Annotated in this window: 15 protein-coding genes; all 15 read right to left on the reverse strand. The window is 42.9% G+C overall.

The window, feature by feature from the left end; translation table 11 throughout:
* Nucleotides 1–316: 316 nt before the first annotated feature.
* The 15 genes from NFR99_RS06190 to vanG all read right to left on the reverse strand — a co-directional run bounded on the left by NFR99_RS06190 (nt 317) and on the right by vanG (nt 18471).
* Nucleotides 317–1261 carry a DUF3991 and TOPRIM domain-containing protein gene (locus tag NFR99_RS06190; RefSeq protein ID WP_251353232.1) on the reverse strand — a complete coding sequence of 315 codons (945 nt, stop codon included), beginning with the start codon at nt 1259–1261 and terminating at the stop codon, nt 317–319.
* The gene (locus NFR99_RS06195; RefSeq protein ID WP_251353233.1) at nt 1215–1832 is read right to left on the reverse strand and encodes a JAB domain-containing protein; all 618 of its coding nucleotides are present in this window, start codon (nt 1830–1832) and stop codon (nt 1215–1217) included. The genes NFR99_RS06190 and NFR99_RS06195 overlap by 47 nt, the downstream gene beginning before the upstream one ends.
* Nucleotides 1810–1938, reverse strand: a complete 129-nt coding sequence (locus NFR99_RS15310; RefSeq protein WP_277613453.1) for a hypothetical protein — start codon at nt 1936–1938, stop codon at nt 1810–1812. The genes NFR99_RS06195 and NFR99_RS15310 overlap by 23 nt, the downstream gene beginning before the upstream one ends.
* 11 nt (nt 1939–1949) lie before the next feature.
* Nucleotides 1950–2948 (reverse strand): DUF5688 family protein, encoded by a 999-nt coding sequence (locus NFR99_RS06200; RefSeq protein WP_251353234.1) that lies wholly within the window; start codon nt 2946–2948, stop codon nt 1950–1952.
* Nucleotides 2949–3060: 112 nt separating this feature from the next.
* Nucleotides 3061–7947 carry a SpaA isopeptide-forming pilin-related protein gene (locus tag NFR99_RS06205; RefSeq protein WP_251353235.1) on the reverse strand — a complete coding sequence of 1629 codons (4887 nt, stop codon included), beginning with the start codon at nt 7945–7947 and terminating at the stop codon, nt 3061–3063.
* Nucleotides 7948–8122: 175 nt separating this feature from the next.
* Nucleotides 8123–8575, reverse strand: coding sequence for a hypothetical protein (locus NFR99_RS06210; protein ID WP_251353236.1), 453 nt, complete (start codon nt 8573–8575; stop codon nt 8123–8125).
* Nucleotides 8576–8585: 10 nt separating this feature from the next.
* Nucleotides 8586–9518, reverse strand: coding sequence for a ParM/StbA family protein (locus NFR99_RS06215; RefSeq protein WP_251353237.1), 933 nt, complete (start codon nt 9516–9518; stop codon nt 8586–8588).
* 1230 nt (nt 9519–10748) lie between these two features.
* Nucleotides 10749–12497: a recombinase family protein gene (locus NFR99_RS06220; RefSeq protein ID WP_251353238.1), complete on the reverse strand. Its 1749-nt coding sequence runs from the start codon at nt 12495–12497 to the stop codon at nt 10749–10751.
* A gap of 33 nt (nt 12498–12530) precedes the next feature.
* Nucleotides 12531–12689: a conjugal transfer protein gene (locus NFR99_RS06225; protein WP_135977014.1), complete on the reverse strand. Its 159-nt coding sequence runs from the start codon at nt 12687–12689 to the stop codon at nt 12531–12533.
* A complete protein-coding gene (locus NFR99_RS06230) occupies nt 12676–13059 on the reverse strand; it encodes a type II toxin-antitoxin system PemK/MazF family toxin (protein WP_135977015.1) in 384 nt (127 codons plus the stop codon). The genes NFR99_RS06225 and NFR99_RS06230 overlap by 14 nt, the downstream gene beginning before the upstream one ends.
* 580 nt (nt 13060–13639) lie before the next feature.
* Nucleotides 13640–14068, reverse strand: coding sequence for an RNA polymerase sigma factor (locus NFR99_RS06235; RefSeq protein ID WP_135977083.1), 429 nt, complete (start codon nt 14066–14068; stop codon nt 13640–13642).
* Between the two features lie 457 nt (nt 14069–14525).
* On the reverse strand, nt 14526–15650 hold the full coding sequence (gene vanT / locus NFR99_RS06240; RefSeq protein WP_135976858.1) for a serine racemase VanT catalytic subunit: 1125 nt from the start codon (nt 15648–15650) through the stop codon (nt 14526–14528).
* Nucleotides 15634–16650, reverse strand: a complete 1017-nt coding sequence (locus NFR99_RS06245) for an acyltransferase family protein (protein ID WP_135976859.1) — start codon at nt 16648–16650, stop codon at nt 15634–15636. Before NFR99_RS06245 ends, vanT begins: the two co-directional genes overlap by 17 nt.
* Nucleotides 16640–17413, reverse strand: a complete 774-nt coding sequence (locus NFR99_RS06250) for a D-alanyl-D-alanine carboxypeptidase family protein (protein WP_217925345.1) — start codon at nt 17411–17413, stop codon at nt 16640–16642. Before NFR99_RS06250 ends, NFR99_RS06245 begins: the two co-directional genes overlap by 11 nt.
* Nucleotides 17410–18471, reverse strand: coding sequence for a D-alanine--D-serine ligase VanG (vanG, locus tag NFR99_RS06255; RefSeq protein WP_135976860.1), 1062 nt, complete (start codon nt 18469–18471; stop codon nt 17410–17412). The genes NFR99_RS06250 and vanG overlap by 4 nt, the downstream gene beginning before the upstream one ends.
* Between the last annotated feature and the right edge of the window lie 48 nt (nt 18472–18519).

An 18519-nucleotide genomic window follows, 5' to 3' on the forward strand; every position in this document is an offset into this window, starting at 1 on the left:
TCCTTTTTATCCGTAATGAAATTGCTTGGAACCCCTGCCTGCCACAGCAAAGGTATTTTCAATCTGATACTGCCAGATACGCATTTTGTTCGACTATCGTCTCAAAAATGCATCCGGTTAGTGGGCTTTGCCCCCTAAAACCCCCGATTATCATAAAAATATGATTTGGGTCACACTATGCACCCAAAAAACACCATTTTGGGTCACAGCCGGGTGCAGAATCAGCCTGTTTGGGTGCACTATGCACCCAAAAAACACCATTCCGGGTCACAGCCGGGTACAGATTTAGCCTGTTTGGGTGCTGCATGCACCCAAATCACCTTGCCCCTTTTGAATCCACCCGTGCCTTTCCATGTGCATAGTTTCTGATAAAATCGTTATAATCCTTACACCCATCCGGTGGAAAGGATATGTCCGTCCGGTATCCCAGCCTGATATACTTCTCTGCTAATTTATAAGAAGCATTCCTGCCCGCTTCATCATTATCTAAGCGAAAACCTATATTTCGGATTTTCGGATTGTCTCCCAGATACTGCTGTAACGGATTGTCTGCTGTCATCCCAAGTGCAAGCATATGAACCTGCGGCCTGCGATACATCTCAAAGTAACTCATCAGGTCGATTGCCGCCTCAAACACCAGAACGGTATCACTGTCATTCTCCACATGGAACGCATAGCGTTTATCATTGCCTGCGACATCGCATTTAAAAATCTTTCCTTTGCCGTCATTTGTTCCTCTCATGCTTGCAAATCTTGCCTTTCCCGCTTTGTCATAACCAACAAAGATGACATTGTGGTATGGCTCTGATTCATAAATCAGTTTCCTGTCGATAAACCACCGGACTGTCTCCCCGGATAATCCTCGCTCTTCCGTGAGATACCTCATTATCCTCAGATTGTTCGACGAAGATGGTGGAAGTAAAAACGGCTTCTGCTCCTTTTCGACCGGAGCAGAACCCACAGCCTGAACCGTCATATTCCCGCCCTGTCCTGAAAAATCAAGAAGATAATCCACCGCTTCCCCTATGTCCATGCCGCCAAACTCCATCATGAAATCAATCTGGCTTCCTCCGGTAATCCCTGTACTGGACTTTCCGGACCACCTGTACCAATGATTATCCGGATAAATCCGTATCGAATCCATTTCCTTTATCGTATAAAGTTTTCCGACACGCTTTATTGTATATCCCATAGCAGATGCCACAGCCTTTAAGTCAACGCTTTTTGCCATCTCTAACTCGCTCTTCGTGAACATTCCCATAGCCAAGTGTCTCCTTTCTCCAGTCCGCTGCAACAATTCCCTTTGGCACTTCTTCCGCTACTCTTTGGAATTTCAGCGTATCGAGAAGATCTGAATATACCACATGATGATCAAACACAACTGTACCTTTCTCGTGCATACTGTAAAAAACCTTATTATCACCACCGACAATCACATGATCCAGTAAAGGTATTCCCATAAGCGAGAATACCTCTACCAGCCTGTGCGTAAGTGATATATCCGTCTTTGACGGTTCAAGGTTACCGGATGGATGGTTGTGAACGATAATGACATTCGCTGCATTGGAAAGTATGCTTGATTTTAAGAGTTCCCTCGGCTCTGCCAGTGCACCGTTAATTGTGCCCACACTGGCAAAGTTCACATTGATTGGTGTACCGTCAGTCTTTAAATTAACCACCGCCACCACTTCCCTGTCAAAGTCAGACATCACATTGCCGAGGGCCTCTATCGCTGTTTCCGGCGTATTGATTTTTATTTTGGAAAACACAGGTGCATCCTTCACAAGCCGGATGCTGACAACTTCGAGCTTAAATGCCCTCTCTCCTATCATCTGCATCCTCCTCTCCGAGTTCGATCTCAAGCATCACGCCGTCAGGAATATCCGTTATCATTTCAATGAGTGTATTAATATCATCAATCTCAACCACTTCCTCCATCCCGGTACCTCCTATCGCTTCTGCTCTTTGTCATAAACAAGTTCAACCTCCGCTACAGCGTTTATGATGCCCTTATTTGGCGTATCTGTAGCCATCGAGAGCTTTCTTGCATCCCTGTCATAGTGATATACCTGATTAGAAAGCCTTTCTGATACATCAACCACATCCATATTGACCTGCTGTACCATCTCGGCAAGCTCTTCCGGATTCCCCATACTCGCAGGCACTGCAATCACCTCATGAATAGAGGAAGGCAGAATATACAGGTCATCATTCATGCCCCTGGAAAGTTCATGAAGATTCTTTTCAAAGAGCATATTCACGGCACCGGAAACACCCTTATTGTTGGATATAATCCACATCATCTCTTTCTCTCCACGCATACCATCAAGAACCTGCTCCGCAACATCCTTTGGCATGCCTCCGTCTTCCGTAAGCATCCCGAATATCACCTGTGACATCGGCTTTACAACAGGCTGGAACAGCTTCGGTGTATTCTCGGCTGCAAGTTTGAATAACTGCTCCTCGCTCATGCCAATTTCTTCTGCAATTTGATTTGTGATCAGTGCACTTCCGATGCCCTTCTCATCATCGCTCACCATAATACGGTAAATGACCGAGGTATCATTGACCTCCCTGTGAGGTGCATTTTTCAGGATATCTTTATTCGATTCCGTATTGATGATCACCATGTAGATCTTATCCTTAGCACCATCTGTAAGCAGACTACCCGGAAGCAGCGGCATCTTCTCTGCCGCCTCGGTATAAATGTCTGCAAACTCCTTTATGGTAGCCTCTAAACCATCACTTTGCTTGAACCTTTCATACATATCATCCACATAAATCGTTGGAGCACCCTGCTCGCCTTTCTGAAGAATGCTGAGCCCGTCCTTGCTGCCGTTGATTTTATTGACCTTACGTATGGAAAGCGTTCCATTCCTGTACTTCTCCGGCATATAATCCATAAACTTATCATTTACCAATTCCTTAAACATTGTGTAATCCATCATCTTATAATTCCTCCTTGCAATAAACAGCCACCAGCCAAGGCTGACCCCCGGCATGATGGCAAAAAAACAGAGAAGCATAACCTGTCAGCTTCTCATCACATCAGTTACCGATTCATTTTTTGATTTTAGGAAAACGCCTGCGTCTCCTAAAATAATAAACGCCTGCACCAATCAGAATTCCCATGCCGGCTCCGGCGAATAACCACGGATTGAAATTACCACCTGTCTGCGGCAGTCTTGGCTTATCCGGTTTATTTTTGACCTTCAGCGTATACTCGACAAACTCAGGTGCATCATCGTCATACTGCAGCACAATATCATGCTTCGTATCATCTGGCACATATCCATCCAGCGCCTTAGTTTCTACAACATAATAGTGAAGATCCTTATCAAAAGCTCCATCCTCTTTGTAGCTGCCTATAGGGACAGGCTCTGTGACTGCCTTACCATCTTTGCCAGTTTTTAGCTTTGCAAGCACTTTTCCCTTTTCGTCACGAATCTCAAACTCCACACCCTCAAGAGGCCTTTTGGTGGAGCTGTCCGTCTTGACGATACGGATTTTTCCAAGCACCCGCTCATCCGACATTGCCACCTTCTGGATTTCTCCTGTCTCCTCTACCGTAAATGGTACTTCCTCTGCAATCCGATATCCATAAGGAGCAGTCGTCTCCCTCAAAGTATAATCTCCTGCCGGGATTGGGTTTATGGTATATGGCTTTCCATCCGTCGTCCATGCTGCAAAAACCTCACCATTCTCATCGACAATCTCCAGTTTCGCTCCCGTAAGTTCTTTCCCTGTCGTAATATCACTCTTCGAGATTTCAACAATGATCGGTGTTTCCTCCACCGCTATCTCCTTTGTAAGAAGAGCTGTCTTTGGATCCTGATAAGTGAAGTCTACCTCGTACTCACTCTCATCCATCAGATAGCCCGGTGCAGTCTCGATTTCCTTGACATAATACATTCCGATGGGCAGGTCGGCATCAAAGTCTGCCACGCCATTTTCATCGGTCTTTGCTGACTGTATCAGCGAATCCGCTTCCACAAGCACCGTATCATCCCTGCCAAGGATATCCTCCGTGGCATATACACCATAGATTGCACCCTCTACAGGGATCTGATTTACAGAGTTTTTCTTGATAAGCGACAACTGTGTCTTTACTCTCTCGTCAAAAAACTCTGCATTTTCATAAATGACTTCCGTATGGTCATCCTCATAGGTGAGAGCGATTTCCTTCGTTGTTTCATCCAAGACATAGCCATACGGTGCCTCCACTTCAACTAAATGATACTTTCCAAGAGGAAGCCCATCCACACTCGCCTCACCATTCTCATCTGTTGTAAGAACTGCCACAGCAGCTCCACTTACCACAGGAATATCATTATAGACTGCGATCTTCCTGTTTTCTCCATTAGCATCCTTCTGATAATCCGGTGTGAAGATATCCTCATCAGCAATCAACTGATATTTCGCTCCGGCTAACGGCTGCTCCTCATACTGAAAGGTTACACTTCTGTTATCTCCTGTGACCATTGTAAAAATACGGTCTATGATGGTATCATATTCTGCTGAAACTAAGACTTCGCCTGATTTTTGGATGCTGACGCTTCCCTTGACTGGCTTATTCTCAATTTCAACCGTAATGACAGGATCGCCATCTTCGTCCTCAAGGACCTGGACTGCACCCTCTTTCGTAACCGTGAAAGGCTTTGGCTCGTCTGTAATCAGATAACCGTCAGGAGCCTTGATTTCCACAATCTCATAATCACCATATTTTAATTCCAAAGGCGTAGTAACCGTTCCTGTCTCATCCGTGACAAATTCGGATATCTTCTTATCTCCCACTTTCTGTTCGACATAAGATGATTCATCATCCTCCTGTTCTTCATCCTCTCCATCTGTTTCCTGTACGGTATGCCCCTTGCGGATTTTGAAGGTCGCACCGGATAACAGCACAACCTCGCCACTCTCCACATCCTTTTTTACAATACGGATATAAGACTTAAAAGGAGCATCGTTAAGTGTTCTCCATGGCTGCGGTTCCCTCGAATCCTCTGTGACTTTGACCGTAAAATCATCTGTCTTATAAAGATCCTTTGGAACTTTCGTCTCTTTGACCAGATACTCACCAAAGGGAAGTTCCTTTGACCTCGCATACCCCTTTTCATCGGTTATCAGGGTATCATACGTTGCTGCTCCATCCCATCCCTTTTCATTGATTTCCGAAATGAGCTTGACGGTAAATTCCGCTCCCTGCACTTTGTCCGTCTCTCCCGTGTCACCGTCTGTTGACACTTTGATGATCTCAAATGGCTGTTTTATCACATCCTCATACACTTCCTGTTTCAAGGAGATATCCGAATGTATATCCTCTGCCTCCCTGTATTTCAGGTCATACACCGTAGTATCTAAAAGACATCCTACGCTCGACTCAATCTCCTTAATATAATAATTGCCATAATACAGATTGCTGAATGAAAACTCCGTATTGCCATCTGTCTTTACTGTTGCAAGCAAAGCATCCTTTGTTGCAGTCACATCACTGAACTTAAAATCGGTGCCCTTATCAGACCTGATTGGATCAGCGGCATTGTATGTGACCGTACCGGAACCATCCGGATATTTGATATCTTCCGATGCATACAAACCATAAGTTGCACCAACTAAGGTTGCATCACCCATAAGCCCTTCCGTCTTTTGTTTCTTTTTCGCCACAACATCACAGCGAATCGGAGTATTCGTCACATCCTTATAGAACGTCTCTCCATTGTCCGGCTGCACTTCCCAGACCGTGTTAAGCCTGGAATACCCGTCAGGTATTTCGACTTCTTTGACATAATAAGTGTTCTGCGTTTTCTTAAAGCCTGCTGACACAGCTGCTCCCAGATCCTCATCATAATGGAATACCGGCACTAACGTATCATCTTTTCCTGCTTCCACTACCGTCCTCTGCGTACATGCTGCATCACCAAATACCGCAAAACCTGCCGTAGTAATCTCTTTTCCCGTAAAGGAATCCTTCTTGCCAATCATAACTCCGACATATTCAGACTCCTCTTCGTGGATAAAATCCTTACCCTTCCGGATTACCTTTCCGTCAGCGTCATATATGGTAAAGCAGGATATATCTACCTCATGCACCGTCTCGTCAAGCTGATAGCCATCAGGATTTTCCATCTCTACCAGATAATACTTATTTTGTGTCAGTGTCTCCACCCCGGAAGCATAATATCCACCACCGGTTCCTTTTAATTCACAAAGGAACTCATTACAGTCTGCATCCTCATACATATAATAGGAAGCACCGTCAAGCGGAACTCCTGTATTTTTATCTATCTTCTTGATGGAGATAGAACCAAGCTGAAACTTAGAAGTCACCTTTACCGATGCCTTTGCAGATACCGGGTTAAAATCCTCTAAAAACGTGATCTTCTGCTGCGATACAACCGTAGGAGTCCACTTACGTCCTCCCTTTTCATTAGAATACGCTTGAGCAACGACCTTAATCACGCTGTCAGCGTCATTGATTTTCTTCATCGCTTTTTCGTTGCAGAACAGATAAAAATTAGAAGAAGCCTTGTCAGCATCCGTCTGTGCCACACAAAGATCGTATTTTTTCAGGTCACTGTCATCGTCAATATCACCGGAATCTTTCTTTGATTCTCCTACCGTAAGACCAGACGGAACACCCTTGACCTGATACTTCACATCTGTTATTGTGCCGCTTTTTGTACGCACAAACTTATCCACGGTTCTATAAAGACCGTCACCCATATCCTTCCACTCTGTCCTTGCAGGTTCTATGGTATATGTGACGCTCTTGGTAAGGCCTGTCTCCATGTTGTATTTCGACTTATCAAGGTTATTGGCATCCTTTACCATCTGCTCGATGTTCTTATACACACCGCTTCCGTCATTATAATACGAAAGCTTTACTTCACCGTTTAAGACGTGGATTGCTGCACTCGTGATAAAATAATCTGCTGCCGCTGTGCCTGATGAATACTTAGATGTATGGCACTTGCCACCAAGTGACCTCGCACCGTTGACCAGACAGAACGTGATCTTTGCCTTAATCTTTCCGCCTGCATCTACTGTTCCATTCGTGGTATTTTTCTTCATATCCATGCAGTAAACAAGATGCTTATGATAATCTCCCTCCTCAGAGATATATTTGATACCTGTCCTGTGACCACAGTATCCCGCATAGCCGGAGTAAGATACCTTCATTTTATTTTTATTCTCTGCTGCATGGGCTACCGTAGTGGGAAATACAACATCCACAGCCTTTGAAAGAAGAGAGCCTACTTTACTAAAAAAGCCTGTATCTGCCGATGCACTGTCTCCACCGGAGGCATCCTCTTTAAGAGTTTCCTCCACCGCTCCCGTTTCTGGGTCAATTCCTTCTTCAATCAATTCGGCATCCTGATTATCATCAAGGATAATACTGAAGGTAGCCGTGCTGCTCTGGATATTTTCAAGTTCGCCCGCTGAAAGGGGAAGCTCTTCGGGATTACGCTCTTCTCCGACCACAGGGTCAGGTTCATCGTCTTCATTCTCCTCTTCTTCCGTGCTTTCTTCTTTTGGTGCCTCTGGAATATCCGGCTCGTCTACCGTCACAATCCTGTGTATCAGATATGGCTTCTTTCCACTGAAAGGCTCTACCAGATAATAAGTATCATATCTGCCAGCTTTAGACAGTTCAAAATTTCCCATATCTTCCGCATAGGCAACCGAGACTTTGGTATCATCAAAACTGATACCATCCTTAACATCCCTTACATCGTAATCAGAATCAATCAGCACATTGATATCCTCTGCCTTTGCAACCTCATCCTCATCAAGGTCTGTCCTCACATCCTTATCATAAAGGGCAATCTCCTCTTTTCCATCCATGCCCCCTGCTGCTGCAAATGCAGCTATGCCTGTCTGCCCGAATGTACTGACAGAAAACACCATCGCCATAAACAAGGCTAACTTCCGCTTAATTTTGTTCATTTGAACCTCCTTTTTTGTGCCCCAATCTGTTCGACCATAAAAGAAAAAGGTACACCACGCATGGCATACCTTTTACCGTCTATTGTTCAGATTGATTATTTAATTGTTACATCGCCATAAGATAAAACTGATATGTTACCAGTCTTGCAAACTGTCTCATCGCCCTCACCTCCTCTCAGGAATCATCGGAACTCCAGCTCATTATGCTGTCCATAACTCCTGCATACTGTTCAAGATCTTTCTCAAGTGTTGTATCATCTGCCCCATACCCTGATGCATCTTTTTGATTTTCCGGCTCCATGGCAGATGCCGAAATCGGAGTTTTGATATAAGCTGAAATGATTTCCCTGTAAATTTTCTTTTCTATGGAATCGGATAACCCTTCAAACCTTGCATTAAACTCGTCTCTTGTTACATAATCCGTGGCATGTTCCCTGAACTTTCTGTCTTCCAGCTTCTCTAAAGAACCATCCTCAATGCATGCAATATAAAACGAAATCGCAGAAGCCAGAAAAGCCGTCTTAGACTTATATTTGCCCGGATCCATCTCATCAAGGAACTTTATAATCCTCTTATGTTCCGGTATATCCCTGTTCAGCCTGAGCGAAAAATGCATATAATCTGCCATATCACATCACCTACGCTTCCTTTTTCCTCTGTGCATTCAGATACAGCCCCGCCAGTGCCTCATAGCCGATTGCATTTGCCTTTACATCTTCCACATATGATACATTCTTCTGGTCGATTCCGGCATACCTCTTCATAAGAACCGCACCACCGCCGACAAAAGTAATCGGTGTGGTTCTGACATTGATACCTCTCTCAGCAAGATTTCTGAATATCCCTTTCGTATATCTGGTAAATTCCTTTGCCATAATATCCACAAACTCCTGATCCAGCCTGACATCTCCCTTTGTGATAAATTCACGGATCATATACTCATCAATCTTCTCATTTGTCTGAGCAACACATACTTCCTGAATCCTCCTCATACAGGTAATGATACCATTAGGGTCTGTCGCTATGGTCGCCTGATCCGGGACTCTGTCAGTCACTTTCATGATGTCTATCGTCCATGATCCAATGTCTACCACAATCTCCTGCCCTGTCATCATCGGAAGCCTGCCCACAATCGCACCATAGCACTGCGGATAAACAAGTACATCTTCTATGAAGATTACATATTCTTTTTTCTCATAACGAAAGCGTACCATACGGTTCTTCAAAAGATAATTGCGAAATGCTTTTTTCTCCGCACCATATCTTCCAATGGGAAGTCCAGCTGCAAGTACAATATGGTTTCTCCGGACTGCCTCTGTTCCTCTTGCATTAAGTTCCCTGGCTATGGAAGCCAATGTCAGCAGATAGAAATTCTCATTGCAGACTTTGTCATCCTGAACATTAATTCTGTCACCACCAATACGGTAACATTTGCCATTGTAATCTAATATGTTGTCATATACGATAGGGTTATCGTCTACAAGAGCAATCCCCGTTGTAAAACAGGTATGTCTCGTCTTATGCTGTGAATTGCCATTATCTACTCCAATAATCTGAATATTTGTATCCATTTTAATTTCCTCCATTCCTGAATCCTTTTATTCTGTATTCATTAAGAATGGCTCTGATACAAAATCCAAAGCAGATTCCTGTTCCATTGCCATAAGGACACCCTTCACATCTTCCTCTTCCCGGTTGTATCATACCGTTGATTTCGGGATTATCAACGATTATACATCGTCCGAGAGAAAAACACTCATGACACCGGTCCTTATGTAAGCAATCCAGACAGCCATAATGTGCTTTGAAACTTTGAATATCATCAAGCCATATTTCCTTAATAAGCTGCCTCTCTTCTTTGCCACCTACACCATTCATCTTTAGGCATTCCTCCTTTTCCTGCAGGAAACCTGCCACAGCAGATGATATGAATATAAGCTCGGGTACTTAAAACATATGATGCAGATTACAGCATCCTGCATGATTCATAACCTAATCCGGTTATGTAGGTGCACCTCTGACTGTCTCCAGTCCCCCTTACGCCCGTACACATGGGACCCACTACCACAAAATGTTCAACATTTCATGGCGATGACTTTTGCCATCCATTGACACTTTCGTGTTCACGACGCCGTCCAAACGACTATCTCCTCTCATGCCATTTCGAGGATAAGGAATACCTGTTGCATTTATGCAATTGCATAAATGCAATTTTATCCCTCCGTGGGTTATTATCGCTCCGCCATGTTAGCAGCTTGTGCTCACTTACTTTTGAAGTGTCCGTGATTCGCTTGACCTTCATCGCTAGATCCTTCGGTACACCTGGCAAACCTTCGACTGATTATTGTCCGGAAACACATCGGAGCTTTCCAACTTCGTGGGTGATATGAAACCTGACCGCCATATCAAAATATCGCCATCAGATTTATTTGTTGTACACATCATAACATGCATAAAAACTGCTTACCAACACTCTGGCGGTGGCTATATCCACCAAATGATGGTGGTGCCCGCAATCCTAAAAATACGGTTCTCATCTCAAGAAATTCCCCCTTTCCCGGAAAACAAAAAAGACCTGATTACAATACCCATTCGATATCATAATCAGGTCTTTAAAAATCTTATTCTCTTTTCCGATGCCCTAAATATCAGTGTTTTACTTATCTTTTTTGTTATTCTGGTCAGGCTTAACGAAGTGTCTTTTTTCTTCGCCTACGGTCTTGTAGAATTCATCTACATCAATTTCCAAACGCACCGTATAATCGGGCTTTACGCCGATGTTGACCAACTGAACTACCGTCTCAACATGTGTCGGAACTACTATGTAAACACAATTTTTCAGCCTCGTCACTCGTATAGGAACACAATTCTGCGTCATTATGTACAGCCGCAGCGTTTTTACGCTTTGGCTTAAAATCCTTTCCATTAAAATTAGAGTGGATACCAGTTTTATACTCAAAGGTTATCTTCAAAGGCTCCTCCACTCCCTCATTATTATAACCTCCGATGACTATTTTTTCAACCACGCTTTCAAAAACCACCCTGTCGAAACTCTCCAGTATCTCCCCAGAACCTAACACTTTTCTGAACTCCCTTAACCGTGTTCTGGTATTATCCTGATTCCTGCTCAATTCCATCAACCGCTCCTGTTCCTCTTGGAGCTTCTTTAACTGCTCGGACAGCTCTTGGTTCTTCTTTTCGTAAATGTCCCTGTCGATATTATTATCAAGCCTTAAATCAAGCAGCTTCTCCTTACGCCTGTGCAGGTCAGCCATTTCCTTTTCAATCTTAGGCAGACGCTTCAGAGAAGTGTCGTCATTAAGGATTCCCTCAACTTTTTGCAGGAACTCATCAACAATCTCCTGCTGGTCTGTGCATAAAAGCTGGTAGCTCTTTACAAAGGCTTTTTCAATCACTTCTTCGGGGATTCCCTTACAGTGTGGGCAATGTCTTTTCCCGTTCTTCGTAGCAGTGACGCACTGCCAGATTGTCTTAGTGTATGCGGAGCTGCTGTGCCAGTTCCTCCGTGTCAGAGTGCCGCCGCAAAATCCGCATTTTATCATGCAGCTAAACGCATATTTCCTGCTGAACTTGTTTCTTTTCTGCCCCTCTTGATGCACGTTGCGGTTTGTGTTCCGCTTCGCCAGTATCTTCTGCGCTTCCTCAAAAATTTCCTCGCTGATTATCGGTTCGTGATGGTCACGGATATAAAACTTATCTTCTTCCCCGAAGTTTTCCAACCGTCTTTTTGAAATCGGGTCAACCGTGAATGTCTTTCCTAAAAGCAGGTCGCCTTTGTATTTCTCATTTTTGATAATTCCGATGACTGTGGACTGTACCCATTTTGAACTGCCGTACTTTGTCTTGTATCCCAAGTTTTCCAGTTCGTTCCCGATGACCGTGCAGCCTGCGCCCTCAATATACCGATTGAAAATATACCGTACAATTTCAGCTTCCTTTTCATTTACGGATATGCTTTTTGTATCCTTATGGTAGTCATATCCCAGACAGCCTTGAAACCCTACAAGCTCGCCCCTCTGCATCTTCATTTTCAATCCCTTTTTGACATTGGAAGATATATTCTCCACTTCCTGCTGTGCGACGGAGCTGAGTACCACCAACAGCAGCTCGCCGTCCATTGTTAAGGTATTGATATTTTCATCTTCAAAGAAAACGGCAATGCCTTTCTCTTTCAGCATACGGACATATTTCAGAGTGTCCAGTGTGTTTCTGGCAAATCTTGAAATGGATTTTGTAATCACCATATCAATATCCCCATTCATACAGTCGTTAATCATTCTCTGGAAATCCTCACGCTTCGCTACCTGCGTGCCTGTTATGGCTTCGTCAGCGTATATGTCCGCCAGTGTCCATTCGTGTTTCTTCTTAATCAAATCCGTGTAATATGTGACCTGTGACTTATAGCTGTTGAGCTGGTCTTCACTGTCCGTGCTGACACGGCAATAGGCGGCTACCCTTAACACTTCGACCTTTCTGCCACGGATACGGTTTTCACTACGGTTTGCTTTGATTACCTGCACATCGCTCATATGATTTACCTCCAAAATATTTATTGATGAATGTCAAGCCGCAAGGTTCGTAACGACATTGTAATCTCTCATAAGCCGCTTCTTTATGGCTTCGTATTCATCTACCGTAATTAAACTTCTTTTTTTCAGCTTCTGCAAACATGCGAATTGGATGCTGTAATGTACAAAATCCTGCTCCCTATTCTGCTCCATCGCCACACCCCGCTTTCTGCTGCTTCATGGATAAGCTAATGGCAAGAGCCTTGTCAACCCTTGCCATTATGTCCGTGGGCATTGTCCCCATATGCTGTTTTAACCGCTGTTTGTCAATCGTCCTTATCTGCTCAAGCAGGATAATGGAGTCCTTATCAAGCCCTTTGTAATCTTTCACGGCGGTATGTGTCGGCAGTTTCGCTTTTGTCTGCACTCGGCTCGTAATGGCTGCGATAATGACCGTCGGGCTGTGCCTGTTTCCTATATTATTGGAAATGATAAGTACGGGTCGTGTGCCGCCCTGTTCTGAGCCGATAACGGGATTAAGCTCTGCGTAGTAGATGTCGCCACGCCTGATTGTTCTTTCCATATTCTTTATAACCTCCATCTGGATTTAGGCAGGAATATCCTGCCTATGTAACAGACAGACGCAAGGAAGCATTTAAGGTCGGAAAAGCATAAAACAAGCCCTGTTCCATTGACCGCCCTGCATCTGGCTTTATGATAAAAGGCATTTTCTATTTGTCCCCGACACCCCGAAAATGCTGATGCGTGATAACGCAAGGGAAGTCACCAAACGGTCAGCAGCGAACTGACGCCACGGGAATTGCACCCCAACTGTCGGTCTGACAGAGCCGCCCCCATTGCCTGCGGCGGACTGGTTACCGCTCGGACTGTGGCTGGACGGGAGTATCATTGTCCTCTTTGTGGGTTTTGGCGAAATCGGGAGCTGCCCGATATTTCCAGTCGGTATTTTCCGCTTGCCGTCTTTCGGCGGGTCATGGCGTACCGCTGCACACGCTTACGCTTATTACAGCCACAAAGAGAATGTATTTGGTGAATGGGTATTCGGTTGTCAAAGAGCCGTCCCGTTTCGATATAAAAGAAAACTGGGCAAGAGGTTTTTGCCCTCTCACCCAGTAGCCGATGGGAGAGTGCGATTTTGGACACTATCCCAAAAGTTTTTTAATTTTTTTCTTAAACCTGTTCAAACGCTTGTAAATGACTTCCTTGTTTAAACTTAATTCCACTGAAATTTCAGTGACTGAAAAGCCCTGCGTCCTCATCAGCAACGCTTGGAGCGTGAGCTTATCCAACTGATGCAGCTCTTGGTACAGCACTGCATTTTCAATGCTGTCCAAAAATTCCTCAATCGTTTTTACTTCGGGCTGTGCCGTGTCCTCTGCCACTTCCTCAAGATATGTACCCGCATCCTGCAATTTCTCATAGTACCGTCTGTCGGAATTGAATATCGCCCAATCATGGACACGGAGCTTTTCAATATCGCCCTCGCTGACACCCAAGCTCCTAAGCTGCTTTTCCTCGGCTTCTTTCCATATCCGCCATTTTCTTTCTTCTCTGGCTTTGTTGTACGCCATAATCCGTTACCTCCAATCTGAATTTTTTTGTATAATCCAGATTGAAAGGCGGAGAGCGGCATCCCACACCCAGAAAAGCCTTGCGGCGTGATATTACAAAAAACGACAAAAGAAAAACCGTAAGGGCTGTCACACCTTTACGGTTTATAGATATTTTAGTTCTTATATGTAGAAATTTGACTTCTACTTCTTGGGTAGAAATCCCCCTTGCACTGACAAGGATTTTTTTAACAGGCTGTCCACCCATCCCCGATATGATATATGTAAATGGAACTTGCTATTTGCAGGCAATAAAAATCCCTCCAAACTTGAAACAGATTTGGAGAGAAAAACTATTTTTGCATGAAAATACAACCCGCCAAAACGCTGTTTTTTTTATTTGACGAGTTATAAATCCAATCAAAATTCTTATTCTAAACTTCCCGCTATACCTATAAGAAAATGCTATCTTCCGCTATTATTTTTTTATTGATACTCTGCCTAAACGACTTCCTAATTGGCTTAAAATCTCATTTGATATAGTATTTATACTATCTGCAAGGTCAGCAGCCATGATTTCACTGTTTCCGCTTTTCCCAATAAATATGGTTTCATCCCCGCAAGACACGCCCTTAATATCTGTCACATCTACCATTAACTGGTCCATACAAACACGACCGACAATAGCTGCTTTCTGCCCGTTTATCAAAACAAATCCCTTATTTGACAATTCACGGGGAATCCCATCTGCATATCCGACTGAAACAGTAGCAATCTGCATTTCTTTTCCAGCCTTATAAGTCAGACCATAACCGAGTGCTTCGCCTTTATGTAACTGCTTTACACACGCAATTCTGGCTTTTAATGATAAAACTGGTTTCAATTTTGTATTAGAAATAATTCTATCTTTCGGAGAGCTTAATACACCATAAAGTGCAATTCCTAATCGTGCATAGTCAAACTTTAAAGCGGGGTAATTCAGTACGCCATAACTTCCTTGTATGTGCGTTTTAAAATGATGTATTCCCTTTCTATGCAGAAAGTTTATTACCATATTAAATTCCTCAATTTGTTTTAGAGTAATATCCCGTTCCGCATCACTAGCCCCATCGGACATACACAAGTGAGAATATACACCTGTTATCTTCAGATTATCAAACTCCCACATTTTATAAACTTCCTTTATGTTTTCGCTTCTTTCCCCTAAACGATGCATACCCGTATCTATTCCAATATGGACAAAGATGACTTGTCCAAAGTCATTTAACAATTTTGCGTAGGGGTAATCAACTACCGTTTGTGTAAGATTGTACTTCACCAAATCAGAAAACTGATTTGGCGAGGTATATCCCAAAATCAAAATCTGCCCTAAAATCCCTGCTTTTCTAAGCTCAACCGCTTCATTTACTGATGCCACACAAAAATCTTTAATTTCCAAATCCTGCAATGCTTTTGCAATGAGGACAGCACCATGTCCATAGGCATTTGCTTTAACGGCGGGCATAATCGCACACTTAGGAGAAAGTATTTTTCTGAATTGCCTTATATTGTAAGCCAGATTGTCTATATCCAGTTCAATCCACGCCCTACCTTTTTGATACATTTCTACCTCCCCTTTCAAAAAATATTTGAATCATAAACATGGCTGCCAATGACAATAGACAGACCGAAATATATTGGAAAAAGGAATTGTCCACAAGTATCTTTGTAAGTCCTGTCACTTTAGCGATTAACCGTTGGGCAACAATTACCGCAGGATGAATAATATACAGCATCATTGAACCATTCCGTATCCAAGCGGGGGCTTTCCCAGAAACTTTAAGCAGTAATTGAAACAAAAAATACATCACTGGCAGCAAAAAGAAATACATACTATTATGCTTTTGGATATGGAAAGAATAAGTAATCCATCCCTCTAAAAGCATAAGTAACGATGCTAATGCAAGTCCCCATTTACATACCTGTTCCCCACAATGAAATTCGGGAACAGCCAGCAGCACACCGAGCAGGATATAAATTGGCGCAAAGAAAATACCGTTTCTTGTATAACTGCTGACATAGAAAATGCCAGTATATAACGTGCGTAGTAAAGGCACGTTTTCTATAAGACCATAATAAGAATCACCAAATACTCCTATCACATAAGCAATGAGCGAAAAGTAAACTGCTGCCTGAACTGATTTTTTTGTCAGACACGCAAGAAGTACACACCCAATAATTGCGGCGGGAAAATACCACAAATGATAGAACGTGCCGTCAAAAAGAAGCTGCTTTATAAACTCCAAGATAGATTTTGGCATATTCCCAGAATATATTGAAATAGGTATATAAACAGCGGTCACAATGAGGTACAGCCTTATATTTTTAACAAGGTATTTACGGAGAGGATATTTCTTTTTAAAATTGCTAAGCACATAGGGAGCTAATACAAAATATCCTGTCGTCATAAAGAAAAATGGAACAGCAATTCTCCCAATACAATAGGTAATTAAATAATCAATTCCCTCACTCCAGACTGACAATGGCGATATATGAATTGCAATTACCATGAAAGCAGCCACTAAGCGGAAATAATCTATTCCTGCAAATGTTTTATGACGCATAATATTCCCTCCATCTACTTAAAATAGCCCCTCCCTCGTTTGTACCCGAAATCATATACGGCGACATCTCCGATACATCAAGTTTTATAGAGTGACCGCCATCTAAAAAAACATACGAAATTTCGATTTTGTCCGCTTTAGAACTGTTATAAATATAAGGATGCCTTAAATCGGTAGTTTCCTTTAAAAAGCAAATGTATTCTTCTAAAGCCATATCCTTTTCTGCCATAATGACAGAATGGGGATAACCCACATAGCGAAAATGCCACGGTTCTGCTCCAATACCCGTTATCTGTTCTTTCCCAGACACATACCTTTCAACAAAACCAAATCGGGGAGCGGTCGCTCTGAACTCCCCACAAATCCCCGTATATGGAAAATGCGGGCAGATATAGTCAATCTGTTCCTTGTTCTCTGCAAGGTCTATGGCAAGTCCTGTCTGATGCTCGCTATGTCTGGGTACTGCCACATATTTTTTTGTGAAATCAAGACCGCTTTTGGCTAACGTATCATTCCATATTTTTTCCTGTTCTTCCTGTGTGCGGAAACCGCTTACAGCTACAATTTCATTTTTGCAATGAATTTTTGCTAATATTAGCTGTAATAAATTAGCCGCCTGCTCATTCATCTGTATTTCTGGTTGTTCCTTAATTGCTGGCTGCATATCTTTCATACACGGGAACTTCATAAGCGGATAATCTGGCGTTACAAGTATTAAGTTCCCATGATAAGTGTTGTCTTTTGTTAATTCAATCTGTGTCACTTCGATACCCCCATTTCAATCAAGCGTCCGATTACTTCATCAAATGGCAGACCTGCTTCTTTTAACATATTGGGATAACGGCTATGCTCCGTAAAGCCGGGAATTGTGTTTACTTCATTAAAATAAATTTCCCCTGCGGGAGTCAAAAACATATCCACCCTTGCAAAACAGCAGCAACTTAATGCTTTGTAAATTTCAAGAGCTGTTTCTTTAATTTCTTTTGCCTTTTGTGGAGAAATACGTGCAGGTACATGAATACTGGAAGTTTTCAATGTATATTTCTCTGTGTAATCAAAAAATCCATCCGACAATTCAATTTCATCAACTTCACCCACAATCAAATCGGAATCCTTGTTCCCCAAAACTGCACATCCAACCTCAAAACCATCAACCATTTCTTCCAGAATAACGGTAGAATCATGCTCAAAGGCACTCTCGATTGCTAAAAGCAAATCCTGTTCATGTAAGACTTTTGAAATCCCAAACGATGAACCAGACCGTACAGGCTTTACGAATAAAGGATAACCAAGCTCTAGGGCTTTTTTCTGAACCATTTCCTCTGAATAATTTGTCTTAATAGTAAAAGACCGTGCAGCTTTTATTCCGTTCATTTCTACGATACGGTGAGCCAGTTCTTTATCCATACATAAAGCGGAAGATAATAAACCACATCCGATAACAGGAATCCCCATCAAATCCAGAACCCCTTGAATTGTTCCATCTTCTCCGTTCTTTCCATGTAAAACTGGCAATGCAGCATCGAATGAAATTATCTCTAAATGATGATTGTCCAAATAACACAACCCGTGAACTGTTCTGTCAAAAGACGGAAATACTGGCGTACAGTTTTCTTCTGACTGCCAATTATCCTCCTTTATCTTTTCCAGTTCCCCTTGATACCAGTACCATTTGCCAGAGTGAGGGGCAATGCCTATTAAGATTGGTACATATTTCTTTGTGTCAATACACTTAATTACCGCATATGCCGACTGTAACGAAACTGCATATTCCGTGGAGCAGCCGCCAAAAAAAACAGCAACTTTCTTTTGTTGATTCATTATGAAGTCCTCCTTTTTCATACAAAGCAAATAGCTTCTATTCAGTAT

This window comes from Hominisplanchenecus murintestinalis, from assembly GCF_943193015.1.
Lineage (GTDB): Bacteria > Bacillota > Clostridia > Lachnospirales > Lachnospiraceae > Hominisplanchenecus_A > Hominisplanchenecus_A murintestinalis.